The organism is Brevibacterium oceani (genome assembly GCF_013623835.1).
GTDB classification, from domain to species: domain Bacteria; phylum Actinomycetota; class Actinomycetes; order Actinomycetales; family Brevibacteriaceae; genus Brevibacterium; species Brevibacterium oceani.
This window is the reverse complement of sequence record NZ_JABKDE010000009.1, coordinates 157,756-172,090: the sequence shown is the minus strand read 5'-3', so window position 1 is coordinate 172,090 and position 14,335 is coordinate 157,756. Positions and strand designations below refer to the sequence as shown.

The 14,335-nt window shown below is 64.3% G+C and carries 13 protein-coding genes; 3 read left to right on the top strand and 10 right to left on the bottom strand.

Annotated elements, in window-relative coordinates:
- Positions 1–245 precede the first annotated feature (245 nt).
- Entirely contained in the window at positions 246–917 is a 672-nt protein-coding gene (locus tag HK401_RS18230) for a protein-L-isoaspartate O-methyltransferase family protein (protein ID WP_258234318.1), read from the bottom strand.
- A gap of 46 nt (positions 918–963) precedes the next feature.
- Between HK401_RS18230 and HK401_RS18225 the strand changes: the two genes are divergently transcribed.
- Entirely contained in the window at positions 964–1,482 is a 519-nt protein-coding gene (locus HK401_RS18225) for an adenine phosphoribosyltransferase (RefSeq protein ID WP_181276060.1), read from the top strand.
- Between the two features lie 39 nt (positions 1,483–1,521).
- On the opposite strand, the gene HK401_RS18220 is transcribed toward HK401_RS18225, so the two are convergent.
- Positions 1,522–2,487 (bottom strand): hypothetical protein, encoded by a 966-nt coding sequence (locus HK401_RS18220; protein WP_181276059.1) that lies wholly within the window; start codon positions 2,485–2,487, stop codon positions 1,522–1,524.
- 278 nt (positions 2,488–2,765) lie between these two features.
- Between HK401_RS18220 and HK401_RS18215 the strand changes: the two genes are divergently transcribed.
- Positions 2,766–3,587: an aldo/keto reductase gene (locus tag HK401_RS18215; RefSeq protein WP_181276058.1), complete on the top strand. Its 822-nt coding sequence runs from the start codon at positions 2,766–2,768 to the stop codon at positions 3,585–3,587.
- Positions 3,588–3,764: 177 nt separating this feature from the next.
- Here the strand turns inward: HK401_RS18215 and HK401_RS18210 are convergent, their stop codons facing one another.
- The 3 genes from HK401_RS18210 to HK401_RS18200 all read right to left on the bottom strand — a co-directional run bounded on the left by HK401_RS18210 (position 3,765) and on the right by HK401_RS18200 (position 6,293).
- Positions 3,765–4,706 (bottom strand): D-2-hydroxyacid dehydrogenase family protein, encoded by a 942-nt coding sequence (locus tag HK401_RS18210; RefSeq protein ID WP_181276057.1) that lies wholly within the window; start codon positions 4,704–4,706, stop codon positions 3,765–3,767.
- A 125-nt stretch (positions 4,707–4,831) separates the two neighbouring features.
- Positions 4,832–5,308 (bottom strand): hypothetical protein, encoded by a 477-nt coding sequence (locus tag HK401_RS20885; protein ID WP_258234317.1) that lies wholly within the window; start codon positions 5,306–5,308, stop codon positions 4,832–4,834.
- Between the two features lies 1 nt (position 5,309).
- Positions 5,310–6,293, bottom strand: coding sequence for an ABC transporter permease (locus HK401_RS18200; RefSeq protein ID WP_181276056.1), 984 nt, complete (start codon positions 6,291–6,293; stop codon positions 5,310–5,312).
- Between the two features lie 605 nt (positions 6,294–6,898).
- Here HK401_RS18200 and HK401_RS18195 point away from each other — a divergent pair.
- The gene (locus HK401_RS18195; RefSeq protein ID WP_181276055.1) at positions 6,899–8,455 is read left to right on the top strand and encodes an IS1634 family transposase; all 1,557 of its coding nucleotides are present in this window, start codon (positions 6,899–6,901) and stop codon (positions 8,453–8,455) included.
- A 173-nt stretch (positions 8,456–8,628) separates the two neighbouring features.
- Here the strand turns inward: HK401_RS18195 and ilvD are convergent, their stop codons facing one another.
- From ilvD to HK401_RS18170, 5 genes are all read right to left on the bottom strand, one after another.
- Positions 8,629–10,341, bottom strand: a complete 1,713-nt coding sequence (gene ilvD / locus HK401_RS18190) for a dihydroxy-acid dehydratase (protein WP_181276054.1) — start codon at positions 10,339–10,341, stop codon at positions 8,629–8,631.
- Between the two features lie 201 nt (positions 10,342–10,542).
- Entirely contained in the window at positions 10,543–11,487 is a 945-nt protein-coding gene (locus HK401_RS18185; RefSeq protein ID WP_181276053.1) for a 2-hydroxyacid dehydrogenase, read from the bottom strand.
- 118 nt (positions 11,488–11,605) lie between these two features.
- Positions 11,606–12,070 carry a MarR family winged helix-turn-helix transcriptional regulator gene (locus HK401_RS18180; protein ID WP_181276052.1) on the bottom strand — a complete coding sequence of 155 codons (465 nt, stop codon included), beginning with the start codon at positions 12,068–12,070 and terminating at the stop codon, positions 11,606–11,608.
- A 1-nt stretch (position 12,071) separates the two neighbouring features.
- A complete protein-coding gene (locus tag HK401_RS18175; protein WP_258234316.1) occupies positions 12,072–12,815 on the bottom strand; it encodes a CE1759 family FMN reductase in 744 nt (247 codons plus the stop codon).
- The gene (locus HK401_RS18170) at positions 12,812–13,990 is read right to left on the bottom strand and encodes an LLM class flavin-dependent oxidoreductase (protein ID WP_181276051.1); all 1,179 of its coding nucleotides are present in this window, start codon (positions 13,988–13,990) and stop codon (positions 12,812–12,814) included. Before HK401_RS18170 ends, HK401_RS18175 begins: the two co-directional genes overlap by 4 nt.
- Positions 13,991–14,335: the final 345 nt, after the last annotated feature.

The following is a 14,335-nucleotide window of genomic DNA, read 5'->3' as shown; positions in this document are numbered from 1 at the left end:
GCGGGCTCTGTCAGGGCAAAACTCGCCGGGCCTCAGCAGCTTGGTCAAACTGCAGCAGCTTGGCCCCTGCACCGAGCTGTTGCCGTTTCACCGAGCTGGAACGAAATCAGTCGAGGATCGACACCTCCGACACGCTCATCTGGATCTTCGGCGGCCTCATCGTCGGTAGTTGCTGCGGCTGGATCGGCCGCCGCCGGAAGCTCAAGAGAAAGCTCCGCGAACAGGACGAAGACGACTGACGCCCACTACTCGACGACGAGCGGGACGAAGCGGTAACGGCCGTGGCGGGTCACCTCGGCGCTTCCGATGTCCTCTCCCCGCCGTTCGACGCGCAGCATCTCCTCGCCGACAGGAATGACCATCACTCCCCCGACGGCCAGCTGGTCGATGAGAACATCCGGCAGATGATCGGCACCCGCGGAGACGAGGATCCGGTCGAAAGGCCCGCGCTCCGGCGCCCCGAGGACACCCGGACGCGCCTGAACGAACTCGACCGGCGCAGGAGACTGAGCTTCCGTGCCCGGCCCGAGACCCGCCTCGGCGAAGGAATCCTCGACGGCTCCCCGCGCCCGCGCGATCAGCTCCGCATGACGCTCAACTCCGATGATCCGCCCTTCGGGCCCTACGATGACGGCGAGCAGCGCCGCGGTCCACCCCGGCCCTGCACCGACGTCGAGGACCGAGTCGCCGCACTCCGGCGCGAGGAGGTCGAGCATGTCAGCGACCGTGCTCGGTTGGGAATTCGTCTGGCCCCAGCCGATGTCGAGCGGCACATCCGCAATCGCCCACGCCCGCTGATCCTGCGGCAGGAAATGCTCCCGTCGGACACATTCGAATGCCCGATCGACAGCGACCGCCTTCACTGTGCGGTTCATCTCGGCCTCCTCGTCGAGTCCGGTATGTGATTCTTCGACCATACTCCTCGCCGATGAGCGCGGGAAGACGGTCGCGTATCGTTGTTCCGTGACTCAATCCGATCTTGCCCGCGCGCAGAGCCTCATCACCTCGATTCCCGACTACCCCGAACCGGGAGTGATCTTCCGCGACATCTCCCCGCTGCTGGCCGACGGCCCGGCGATGCGAGCCGTCACCGAGGCACTCATCGAACCCTTCGACGGACAGTTCGACATCGTCGGCGGGCTCGAGGCCCGCGGCTTCCTCTTCGCCGGCACCATCGCGGCGATGACCGGAGTGGGCATCCTTCCCATCCGCAAGGCGGGCAAGCTGCCGAAGCCCGCGGCCGCAGTCTCCTACTCCCTCGAGTACGGCACCGCGACGATCGAAGGACCCGATGTCCTGGAGGAGGGCGAGCGCGTCCTCCTCGTCGATGACATCCTCGCCACCGGCGGAACGCTGACCGCCGCACAGTCGCTGGTGGGCGACCTCGGCGCCGAGGTGGTCGGCTCGGCTGTGGTTCTCGAGCTCACCGAGCTAGGCGGTCGGAAGCTCACCGGCGACGTCCACGCCCTGTTCACGAGCTGAACGGCGGGCTGACCGGGCCGACCCGGGCCGACTGCCCCTTCAGAGGCACGTGTCGTAGGTGTCGCGGAGCTGATCCTGGATGGTTTGAGCCGACCGGGTCAGCCGCCTCTCGGAGTCCTCGTCGTACTCACATCCGCCGACGTTGACGATTCCGCCGGTCGAAGAGTCGAACGGGCCGGTCGGGTCCGCCCCTTCCGCCCAGGAGAAATTCCAAGGGTTGGTCGTCGTCGACTCTATGCGGTCGATGATTCCCCTGAGACGAGTGACCTCATCGGGGCCGGCCGGGACCACCGCGACAAACGACGACACCTGGTCGCCATCGATGTTAAGTCGGTTCATCGACGTGCGCAGAGGATCGAACACCGATTCCAGGCGCCCCTGCCCCTGCTCCGAGAAGGGGAACGCCACATACCAGTCGACCCCGGAGGTCTCCCTCGTCCTCAGTTGGAATTCTTCGGATCCGAACTGCACCCTCACCGCGTCGAGAGTCCTGAACGGGTCCGTGCCTGCGTCGCTGATCTCCAAGGAGTCATCGAAATCCACATCATCCGCCTGTTCGCTCCAACTCACCTCGTCGACGGACAAGGCCGTCGACATCTCAGCAAGCCGCGGCACCTTCGCGGCCATGATGTCGCCGTTCGTGGTATCGCTGACCTCGATGATGCGGCCCGCCATGAGGAGACTGAGGTCCTGGGTGTAGCGGTCGAATTCATCGCCCGTCTCACGGTCGAGTGCGGCGGCGACCTCGGTGGCCTCAGCAGTACTCGCCGCGGCGTCCATCGTCACCCTGTAGGTGATCGATCTGCCGGAATCGAACCCGTTCTGATACGAGGTCTCGACATCCTCGACACCCGGCGACGCGGACAGCACTCCGCCGATGTCGTCAGCCCTGCCGCTGAGGTCAGGGCCCGTGCAGCCGGAGATGCCGAGGGTCAGCGCAACCGCAGCGATCATCACCGCTCCGACCCTGGCCCGCGCGCCGAACCGGGTCTGTCTGCTCATCATGCTTCGAACCTATCGAACGTCTCACGGTCTTGGTGGGTCTAACCTGTTCCAGCCTCGGCACACAGGATCACCCGCTCAACGGCGGGCCGCCTCGGCGATGGATTTTCCCTTGACTGTCTCCGATGATCGCTCACGGCGGAATCGGTCTCGGGAATGCTCGCGGCCGGGTTCGTCGTTGTAGAGTCGCAGGGGCACCGACCGCGGGTGCCCGTGACCGCGACGACGTTCCACCGGACGCCCCGCGGACCATTCCAACCACAGTGATGAAAGGCGGCACCATGACCGTTCCCACACTCACCCTCAACGACGGCAAGACCATCCCTCAGCTGGGCTTCGGCGTGTTCAAGGTCGATCCCGATGAGACCGAACGCATCGTCACCGATGCCCTCGAGGTCGGCTACCGCCACATCGACACCGCCGCCGTCTACGGCAACGAGGAAGGTGTGGGCCGCGCGATCGCGAAGTCCGGCATCGCCCGTGACGAACTGTTCGTGACCACGAAGCTCTGGAACGACCGCCACGGCGCCGAGGAGTCGAGGCGGGCCCTGGGCGAGAGCCTCGAGAAGCTCGGCCTCGACCACGTCGACCTCTACCTCATCCACTGGCCGACCCCGGAGAACAAGAACTCCGTGGAGACCTGGGAGGCCTTCCCCGGCTACCGCGATCAGGGCCTGACCACGTCGATCGGTGTGTCGAACTTCGACTACCGTTTCCTGCCCGAAATCCTCGACACCGGCATCGTCCCGGCCGTCGACCAGATCGAGGTCCACCCGCAGTTCCAGCAGGTCGACACCCGTCCGCTGCTGGCCGAGCACGACATCAAGATCGAGGCCTGGGGCCCGCTCGGACAGGGCAAGGTCGACTACGCGTCCACCGTCATCGGCGAGATCTCCTCCGCGCACGAGAAGTCCTGGGCGCAGGCCATCATCCGCTGGCACCTGCAGAAGGGTCACATCGTCTTCCCGAAGTCGAACAACCGTGACCGCATGGCCCAGAACTTCGATGTCTTCGACTTCGAACTCACCGACGCCGAGGTGGCCTCCATCGATGCGCTGGAGAACGGCGGCCGCGTCTCGGCCGATCCCGCCGAAGTGAACTGAGCACTGGTGACATGGGCTGAGCGCATAAGCTGAGCCCGCCGAGGCGAGTTCAGTTCTGGTGATCGACAGTCACGAAGCCGCCGGAGAGTTCCGACTCTCCGGCGGCTTCGTCGTTGCCTGGTGGGTGCAGCAGCGGCGCCTGACGGGGCTGACGGTTCTGGTGCGTGGCCTCGCCGTTCAGGTGAGTACGCGGATCGGCTCCCCCGCCGTCCACGCAGCGATGTCTTCGACCGCCTGGGTGAAGAAGATCCGATACGTGTCCTCGGTGACATAGCCCAGATGCGGAGTCAGCACGGTCCGCGGGGTGCTGCGCAGACGGTGGTCGGACGGCAGCGGTTCGAGGTCGTGGACGTCGAGTCCGGCGCCCCGGATCCGTCCCGCCTCGAGGGCTTCGATGAGCGCTTCGGTGTCGACGAGGCCCGCTCGGGAGGTGTTGACGAGGATGCTGCCGGACTTCATGAGCTCGAGCTCGTTTGCCGAGACCAGGCCCTGGCTGCGCTCGCTGAGTTTGTAGTGGATGGTGACCACGTCGGCGGTGGAGAACAGCTCCTCCTTGCTCACCGCTCGCACGCCGAGGCCTTCGGCCCGATCCGCGTCGAGGTTCTGACTCCAGGCCACGACGTCCATTCCGAAGGCCGCACCCACGCGCGCCACCTTTGCACCGAGGCGCCCCAGACCGACCACGCCGAGGCGGTGTCCGTCGAGGTCTCCCCCGACCGTGGTCTGCCATCCACCATTGCGCACGGAGGCATCCTCGGTGGGAATGCTGCGCAGGACAGAGAGGATGAGACCCCAGGTCAGCTCGGGAGTCGCCGAGGTGGTCGACTCGGTCCCGCAGACGATGATCCCCTGTGCTCGGGCCGCATCCAGATCGATCGAGGCGTTGACCCGCCCCGTGGTCACGAGCAGTCGCAGGTCCGGCAACCGGGAGAGCCGACCGGCGGTGAACGCCGTTCTCTCACGCATCGCCACGACCGCCTCGGCGCCGGTGAGCGTCGCGACCAGGTCTTCGTCGTCGACAATGGGACGGGACACGAACTCGACCTCGGCACCGAGGACGCTCCAGTCCGCGAAGTCGGCGGCCACCTGCTGATAGTCATCGAGTACGACGATGCGCATGCTGTTCCTCCTGGATCCGTGTGGCCTCCATCGTAGAGCCGATAGGCTGAGTAGGTGAGTGCACCCATCGTCCTGAGACAACGCAGCGGCCCCGTCATCACCATCATCGTCTGGGCTTTCCTCGCCTACCTCCTCGGCGATGCTCTCGTTCGCGGCGCCTGGGACACCGTCGGCAGGTTCGGTCCTGCTCTGCTCCTCATCGGCTGGCTCGCCTTCGTGGTGCTGTGGCGACCAGGGCTCATCGGCTGGCTCGCCTTCGTGGTGCTGTGGCGACCAGGGCTCATCGTCGGGCAGGAGCGGGTCTGCAGACCGACCACGGTCTGGGCGTAGATGTCCTGGCCGATGGTGTTCGTCCCGAACCAGTGCTGAGCGCTCGGGCCCTCGTTGAGGGCGAAGACGTCCTGGTCGGTCGGAGAGTAGATGTTGATGGTATTGCCGAACAGCGCGAAGAGCACGAAGAAGGCGAGCAGAATGCCTCCGACCCAGAAGCGGGGTGTTGATCGCAGGCGACGCCAGATGAGGATCGTTCGGGATGTCGGCTTCGACCGCTTCGACACCTCCTCGGTGTCGGGTTCGGTGGAGATCGGGATGTCTGTGGCCATGTCAGATCCTCACTCTCGGGTCGAGTGCGGCATAGAGGACTTCGGACAGGGTCGAAGCCAGGAGTGTGAGCACTGCGACGAAGAGGACGGAGCCTGTTGCTCCATTGATGTCGGATTGCAGGATCGAGTTGATGGTGAACTGGCCCATGCCGTTCCAGGAGAAGACCACCTCGAGCATCGATGAGCCCGCGACGAGAGTGCCAAACGCATAGGCGAAGTACGTCGACATCGGGATCAGCGCAACGCGCACACCGTGTTTGATCAGCGCGGTCTTGCGCGTTCGGCCCTTGGATCTGGCGGTGCGGATGAAGTCCGAAGCGAGCACGTCAAGCATGACCGAGCGCTGATAGCGGGAGTATGTCGCTGCCCCCATGAGTACGAGCGCCAGAGTGGGAAGCAACATGTGCGATAACTGGTCAGTGAACCACGGGACGAAGCCAGGATCGATATTCGCCGAATAATCACCGGAGAATCTGATGAGGGTGGTGCCGACCATATTGTTGAAACCGGTGGCCAGGATCATGAGGATCACGCCGATGACGAATGTCGGGGTGGCGATGGTGAGATACGACGCATAGGTCACGGTCTGGTCGGAGGCCTTGTATTGTTTGACCGCACCCCAGACACCGAGGACTACGCCGAGGAGTGCACCGAGGATCGAGCCGATGAGCAGCAGCTTGAGGCTGACCCCGGCACGGACGATGATCTCCTGGAGCACCGGCGAATTGTGAATCGTCGTGCCGAAGTCGCCGTGGAGGAAGATCTTGGTCAGCCAGTCCCACGCCCTCTCGAGGATGGGGACATCGGGATTCGTGCCGTGACCATTGAGGATGGACTGGATCGAGGCCTCGGACAAGGGCGGATTCTGCCCGCGATAACGGGAGGCCGGATCCATGAACGAGCTGGAGACGATGTAGGCGGTGACCGTGGCGATGAACGCCAGGACGAAGTAGTTGACGAACCGCCGAAGAACGTATTTGCCCATCGTGTCGACTACGACACGGAGCTCGACCGAACCTCACCGTGGGCAGCGGAATGGTGCATGGGACCTGGGAACTGAGTATAGATCTCTTTGCGGATCGGTTAGGCGGTGTGAATCATCAGCAATCAAGGTTCCTTTGGAATATGCGGTGCCCAGATCAATCTTTATGCACGAACCCTCAATGGTTCTTCATAAATGACTGAACGTAAGTTGCACTATATCCCGCTGTGACCCGTCACACAAACTTCCCTTGCAGTATTCACGTTGTCGGCAAGGAGAAATCCGCATGATCTCGGGCGACACGCCGATGTAACTTTCCGGTAACTGCAGTGCCGTCCGACGGTCTCTCAGAAGGATCCGCGCCCGTCGAAAGATCACCTGACCACGAACTCACGACCACGCGGGCACACCATCGCCGAGGCGGTGCAGACCATTCGTCTGCACCGCCTCGGCGATGGTTCTGCTCTGCTCGCTCAGCCCCGCTTTCGGAACCTCACACCTGACTTCCACAATTTCGGGTGATTTCCTTGTTTCGCGAACTGTTTGCGCTGGTCAGTAGGCTGCACTGACCTCTCGTGGGTAACTACAAGGACGCCTAGAATGAGGATATGAGCCCGTTCGTCCGTCGTGTGCCTGGAAGGCCTGGAGTCACGCTTGTGCAGATCGTGGACAAGTCGGGCGGACAGTACAAAATCGTCAAGCACATCGGTTCGGCCCGAACTGATGCAGAACTGGCCGTGAAGATGGAAGAAGCACGCGAGTTCCTCAACCCCGGCCAAGGCGTTCTGGACTTCGATGCTGTCGACTCCGCAGCGGTTGGTCACACCGCGGTTTTGGGCGCCAAGCGCTCTGGCCTGCTCATCGATACCATCGACACGGCCTATCGGCGGCTCGGTTTCGACATCGTTGATGACGACGTGTTCTTCCAACTCGTGTTGGCGCGTCTCGTCGAGCCAACGTCGAAACGCGACAGCGTCCGCGTCCTCAACGAGATCGGCGCGAACCCGCCGCACTGCAACACGCTACTCAACGCAGTCGGCCGTGCCCGCGGAAGGAAGTACCGCGACCAAATCGCTGAGAAGTGCTATAGGTACGCGGAGTCAACCGGCGGTGTGACACTGTGTCTCTACGACGTCACGACATTATATTTCGAGGCAGAGAAGGAAGACGACCTCCGCAAAGTCGGGTACTCCAAAGAGCGCCGAGTCGACCCGCAGATCGTCGTCGGGCTCCTCGTCGACCGCCACGGCTTCCCGTTAGAGATCGGCTGCTACGAAGGCAACAAAGCCGAGACGCACACGATCATTCCGATCGTGAAGCAGTTCCAAGACCGACATGGGATCGCCGATATGGTCATCGCCGCCGACGCCGGAATGCTTTCGGCGAAGAACCTAAAAGATCTCGACGATGCTGGTCTGCGGTTCATCGTCGGTTCGCGTCTGACCCGAGCACCAGGCGACCTGGCCACGTACTTCCATTGGGAAGGCACGGCCACCGACGACGGGCGAATCGTCGATACGATCACTCCGCGCGGGGCAAAATGCCTGGATCCTGAGCGGGTCAATACGAGGGCCGAACCCATATGGGCGGATGAGTCGCATCCGGACGCGTGGCGGGCGGTGTGGCAGTTTCGACGTAAACGAGCCGTCAGGGACCGGCAGACGCTGACCCAGCAGCGCAACAAGGCCGTAGCGATCATCGATGGGGACAAACCGGCGCGGAAGACTCGGTTCGTGCGCGTCAAGGACGCGAAGAAGTCCTTTGACGAGGACGCCTACGATCGGGCCATGAGCTTGGCTGGTTGGAAGGGATATCTCACGAATCTGCCCGCTGCCACAATGGCCGCGGCCGAGGTGATCGGGAATTACCATGAGCTCTGGCATGTCGAGCAGTCGTTTCGCATGTCGAAGACCGACCTGAGGGCCCGCCCGATCTTCCACCGCACCAGGGACGCGATCGAAGCGCATCTGACGATCGTGTTTACCGCGTTGGCTGTAGAGCGTTACCTCTACGCTGTGACTGGCTGGTCGAAGAAAAGGATCATCACCACGCTGAGGCCCATCATCGAGACGACAGTCACGATCGCCGGGCATACCGTCGCTGCTGCTGATCCTGTCAGTGACGATGCCGCCTATATCCGCGACGCGCTCACGCCGCGAGGGTAACTACCGTTGTGGAAGTCAGGTCGAAAGATCACCTGACCACGAACTCACGACCACGCGGGCACACCATCGCCGAGGCGGTGCAGACCATTCGTCTGCACCGCCTCGGCGATGGTTCTGCTCTGCTCGCTCAGCCCCGCTTTCGGAACCTCACACGAGCGTGGAACGGGGATTGATCAGAAGCAGACCGCACCCTTCGAGGCCGACTGCACAAGCTTCGCGTACTTGCCCAGCACGCCCTTGAGGCGGTGGTTCTCGGGGATCGTCCACGACTTGCGACGTTCGGCCAGGACATCCTCATCGACGTGGAGCTCGATCGACCGAGCGGCGATGTCGACGGTGATCTTGTCCCCGTTCTCGACGAGCGCGATCGGCCCGCCGTCGACGGCCTCGGGGGCGATGTGACCGATGCACAGTCCCGTCGAGCCGCCGGAGAAGCGACCGTCGGTGAGCAGCAGGACGTCCTTGCCGATGCCCGCTCCCTTGATGGCACCGGTGATCGCGAGCATCTCACGCATGCCGGGTCCGCCCTTGGGGCCCTCGTAGCGGATGACGACGACGTCGCCCTTCTTCAGCTCGCCGTTCAGCACGGCGTCCATGGCCGGCTGCTCCTGGTTGAAGACCCGGGCGGTGCCCTCGAAGACCTCGGCGTCGAAGCCGGCCGACTTCACCACGGCACCCTCGGGTGCGAGCGAGCCCTGGAGGACGGTGAGCCCGCCGGTGGCGTGGATCGGGTTGTTGAGCGCGCGGAGGATCTTTCCATCGGGGTCCGGCGGGTTGATCGATTCGAGGTTCTCGGCCACCGTCTTGCCGGTCACCGTCAGGCAGTCTCCATTGAGCAGTCCGTTATCGAGCAGAGCCTTCATGATCACGGGAACGCCGCCGATCTTGAAGACATCGTTCATCACGTACTGACCGAAGGGCTTGACGTTGCCCAGGTGCGGAACCTTGTCACCGATGCGGTTGAAGTCATCAAGCTGCAGCTCCACGCCGGCTTCGTGGGCGATCGCGAGCAGGTGGAGCACCGCGTTGGTCGATCCGCCGAAGGCCATGACCACGGCGATCGCATTGTGCAGCGATTCGCGGGTGATGATGTCCTTCGTCGTGATGCCCTGCCGCAGCAGGTTGACCACGGCCTCGCCGGACTTGCGAGCGAACATCGTGCGGTTGCGGTGGATGGCCGGCGGGGCGGCCGAACCGGGCAGGGACATACCCATGGCCTCGGCGGCAGAGGCCATGGTGTTCGCCGTGTACATGCCGCCGCAGGCGCCCTCACCGGGGCAGACGGCGCGCTCGATGGCGTCGACGTCCTTCTGGGACATGGTGCCGGCACGGCAGGCGCCGACGGCCTCGAAGGCATCGATGAGGGTGACTTCCTTCTCCGAGCCGTCCTCCATCTTCGCGGTTCCGGGCATGATCGAACCGTTGTACAGGAAGACGCTGGACAGACCCAGGCGAGCCGAGGCCATGAGCATTCCTGGAATCGACTTGTCGCAGCCGGCCATGAGGACCGAACCGTCGAGGCGTTCGGCGCTCATCACGGTCTCCACTGAGTCGGTGATGACCTCGCGGGAGACCAGCGAGTAGTGCATGCCCTCATGTCCCATCGAGATGCCGTCGGAGACGGAGATGGTGCCGAATTCCAGTGGGAAGCCGCCGGCCTCGTGGACACCCTCTTTGGAGGCCTGACCGAGGCGCTGAAGGGACATGTTGCAGGGGGTGATCTCGTTCCACGAGGTGGCGATCGCGATCTGGGGCTTCACCCAGTCATCGTCGCCCATGCCGACCGCGCGCAGCATGCCGCGGGCAGCAGTGGCCTCAAGTCCGTCGGTGACGTCGCGGGAGCGGGGTTTGATGTCGGGAGTGGAGGTGTCTGTATCGATGCTCATGCGGGCATGCTACGCCCGATTTCAGCATTCGCACGCCCGACTCTCGCATGATGGAACCCCTCCTGGGCACCATGCGAGAACCGAGGTCAGAGGCGGTGATCCGGGCTCGCTTAGGTCAGATGGACGTGACCTATTCTTCCCGGTTCATCGACTGTCCGTCTGGCTCACCGGCCGTCCGTCCGGCTCATTGCTCCCGGGCACTCACACGCTGATGAGGTTGACCGGTCGCTCTCCGTCGTTGATGCGGCGGACCTGTTCGGCGAGGATCTTCACGACCCGGGGCTCGAACGCCGAGGTGTCACCGCCGACATGCGGGGTGATGAGCGTGTTCGGAGTCCCCCACAGCGGATGGTTCTCCGGCAGCGGTTCGGGGTCGGTGACGTCGAGCGCTGCGTGGAGTCGCCCGGTCGACAGCTCCGCCACGAGCGCATCCGTGTCGACGACCTTGCCCCGGGCGACGTTGACGATGAGAGCATTGTCCGGCAGCCGGCTGAGGAAGTCGGCATCGACGAGGTGGTGCGTGCCGTCGTTGAGCGGGGTGATGAGCACGACCACCTCGGTGTGGGGAAGCAGGCTCGGGAGTTCGTCGACACCGTGGACCTGTCCGCGCTCGTCCTCGCGGGCACTCGAGGCCACACGGGTGAGCTGGATCTCGAACGGATCGAAGCGGTCGGCGATGGCCGCGCCGATCTCACCGACGCCGATGACCATCACACGTCGGTCCTGCAGGGAGCGGTAACGCTGATGCGCCCAGTTCCGCGACACCTGCGATCGCACCGCGTCGTCGATGCCGCGCAGACTGGCCAGGGTCAGCGCCAGCGCGAGTTCGGCGGTGCCTCCCGTGTGCACTCCCGAGGCAGTCGCGACCTGGATGCCGCGTTCGGGCAGGTGGGCGACGGGATCATAGCCGGTGGTCTGGGTGACGACGAGACAGAGATTCGGCAGCTCGTCGAGCATTTCGATGGTCGGCCCCGAATCGAGGTAGGGCAGGACCACGACGTCGACGTCATCGCGGCTGAGCTTGGCCGATCGTTCTGCGTCGGAGAACACGACGAGGTCGACGTTCGCTCGCTGGTGGGCCGGGATCCGTGCGATCACCTGATTGCGGAGTTCGGTGGTCGGGAAGGCGATGGTGGTGAGGGACATGCCCTCATTGTGGCACGCTGTCCCCGGTGTCGCCGAGACTCTCGTCACAATGAGATGCGGGCGCAGGCGGAACGTCGAACCGTACCCCCAGGTCGGGCCGCGCGATCGCACGCCTGCCTCACTCCGGCAGTGCGCCGCCGATCCTCGTGAACACGGATTCGAGGACCTCGAGCTCCTCATCGCTGACATGGTCGAAGAAGATCTCGTCGACATATGCCTTGTGCTGTGCACCGGCGGAGAGGAACGCTCGCGCCCCGGCCTCGGTCAGTGCCACGTTGTGGGCCCGACCGTCCTCGGGGCACGGCGTCTTCGTCACCAGACCCGAATCCTCGAGGACCTTGATCCGATAATTCAGCCGCGACGGTGAGAAGACGAGCTTCTTGGCCAACGCGCTCATCGTCAGGGTCCGGTCCGGGGCCTCCCAGAGCAGGAGCAGCGTGTTGTAGTCGCTGACCGTGAGCCCCGCATCGTCCTTGAGCTGGACCTCGAGCGCCTGGCGGACCTTCTGCGAAGTCTCGAAGTAGGTCCGCCAGGCATTCAGCGCGAGCGTCTCCCGGTCTCGGCCGAATCTGATCTCGGTCATCTCAGCCCTCGAGCAGCTGCGCGAATGGGGTGACGTTCGCGGGATCGAACTCATCGACGATTCCACCGCCGCGACCGACTCGCCCGTCCTGGCCCGCTCCCCGAGCCCGCCCCGCTCCCTCGCCGGAGGCGAACTGCGCATCGGAGGTTTCGGGATCGGCCACCTCGGCGAGGTCACCTTTGCCGGCCCCGATCAGGGTCGCTGTCAAGGACACGACCTCCTCGGCGGCCTGGCGGATGCGGGCGCTCAGCGCCCGGCCGCCCTCACTCGAACCCCAGTCATCGGTGGCAGCGAAGACCGTGGTCGGCACGACGACGCCTTTGAGATAGGCCAGCATCGGCCGCAGCACGGACTCCCCAGCCAGGGAATGCCGTGGCGTGCCGCCGGTCGAGGCGATGAGCACCGGCGTGCGCGCCAACGCCTTCTCATCGATGAGCTGCCAGAACAGGGTGTGCAGCCCGACCGGGGCGACCTTATACACGGGCGCGACGGAGACGACGGCATCCGCCTCGACGACGGCGGCGAACGCGGCCTCGAGTGCTTCCGAGCGGAACCCTGTCAGGGTCATGTCCGACAGCGCCGTGGCGAGGTCGCGGATGTTGATGACTTCCGTGTTGACCTCGATACCCACGGACTCCCCCGCCGAGGTGGCCGATGCGAGGATCCGGTCGGTGAGTTTGAGTGTGGTCGAGTCCTCGCTCAGCGAGGTGGTCACGGCCACGATGGTCATGGTTGTGGTGCTCATGACTGTTCGGCCCCTTCCTTCGCCGCTTCGGAGGCGCGTGCCTGACGGTCCTCGAAGGCACGCGAACCTTCGCCGCCGCCGGGGATCGGATCGCGGCCCTCGCGGTGGCGGATGACGAGCGATTCGTGGGTCGGTGCGTCGGGGACGTCGGCGGGGCGGCCTTTCGCGAACTCCTCGCGGAGGACGGGGATGACCTCTTCGCCGAGGAGGTCGAGCTGTTCGAGCACGGTCTTCTGCGGCAGTCCAGCGTGGTCGATGAGGAAGAGCTGACGCTGGTAGTCCCCGGCCCAGTCGCGGAAGCTCAGAGTCCGTTCGATGACCTGCTGGGGCGAGCCGACGGTCAGCGGGGTCTGCGTGGAGAAGTCCTCGAGGCTGGGTCCGTGACCGTAGACCGGGGCGTTGTCGAAGTACGGGCGGAACTCACGCACGGCGTCCTGCGAGTTCTTGCGCATGAACACCTGACCGCCGAGGCCGACGATCGCCTGGCTGGCCTTACCGTGGCCGTAGTACTCATAGCGCTGACGGTAGAGCTGGACCATCCGCGCGGTGTGGGAGGTCGGCCAGAAGATGTTGTTGTGGAAGAATCCGTCACCGTAGTAGGCGGCTTGCTCGGCGATCTCGGGGCTGCGGATAGACCCGTGCCAGACGAAGGGCGGAACCTCGTCGAGCGGGGTCGGAGTGACCGTGAACCCGTTGAGAGGAGTGCGGAACTTGCCCTCCCAGTCGAGGTTCTTCTCCCGCCACAGCCGGTAGAGCAGGTTGTAGTTCTCGACCGCCAGCGGCACGCCGGCGCGGATGTCTTTGCCGAACCACGGGTAGACCGGGCCGGTGTTGCCGCGGCCCATGATCAGGCTGATGCGACCGTCGGAGAGGTGCTGGGCATAGGAGTAATCCTCGGCGATGCGCACGGGATCGGTGGTGGTGATGAGCGTGGTCGCGGTGGACAGTTGCAGACGCTGCGTCTGAGCCGCGATGTTCGCGAGCAGCACCGGCGGGTTCGCGGGCGCGACGAACGGCGGGTTGTGGTGCTGACCGGTCGCGAAGACGTCGAGGCCGACCTCTTCGACCTTCTTCGCGATCTCGACGGTGTTCTTGATCCGTTGGTGCTCTGAGACCGTGGTGCCGTCGGTCGGGTCGGAGGTGACATCCCCGATGGTGAAGATTCCGAATTCCATGACTGCTCCTTCTGTTCGCTGCCGACGAGGCCCGATCGCTGACGACCTAGCGGGTACCGCCATCGATCCGGCGGTTCCACTGTCGACCTCGCGGGCCCCGCGAGAAACCAATACTTCAGTTTTGAAGTAACTAGTTGAAAGCTTAACAGAAGCGGTTGCGAAAGTATTCCCCGGCATGGAGTGGAGGGTCATTCTTCGGATTCTTTGGTCGATCCACTGCGTTATCCCGGGCCCCAGCGCGGTGGATTGACCAAACACCGGACGCACAGGCAATGGTTCGCCCAGGCGTTGGGCGCAGAGCGGCCCCTGCCCGAAGGCAAGGGCCGCGTGCGGTCAGTTCTCCAT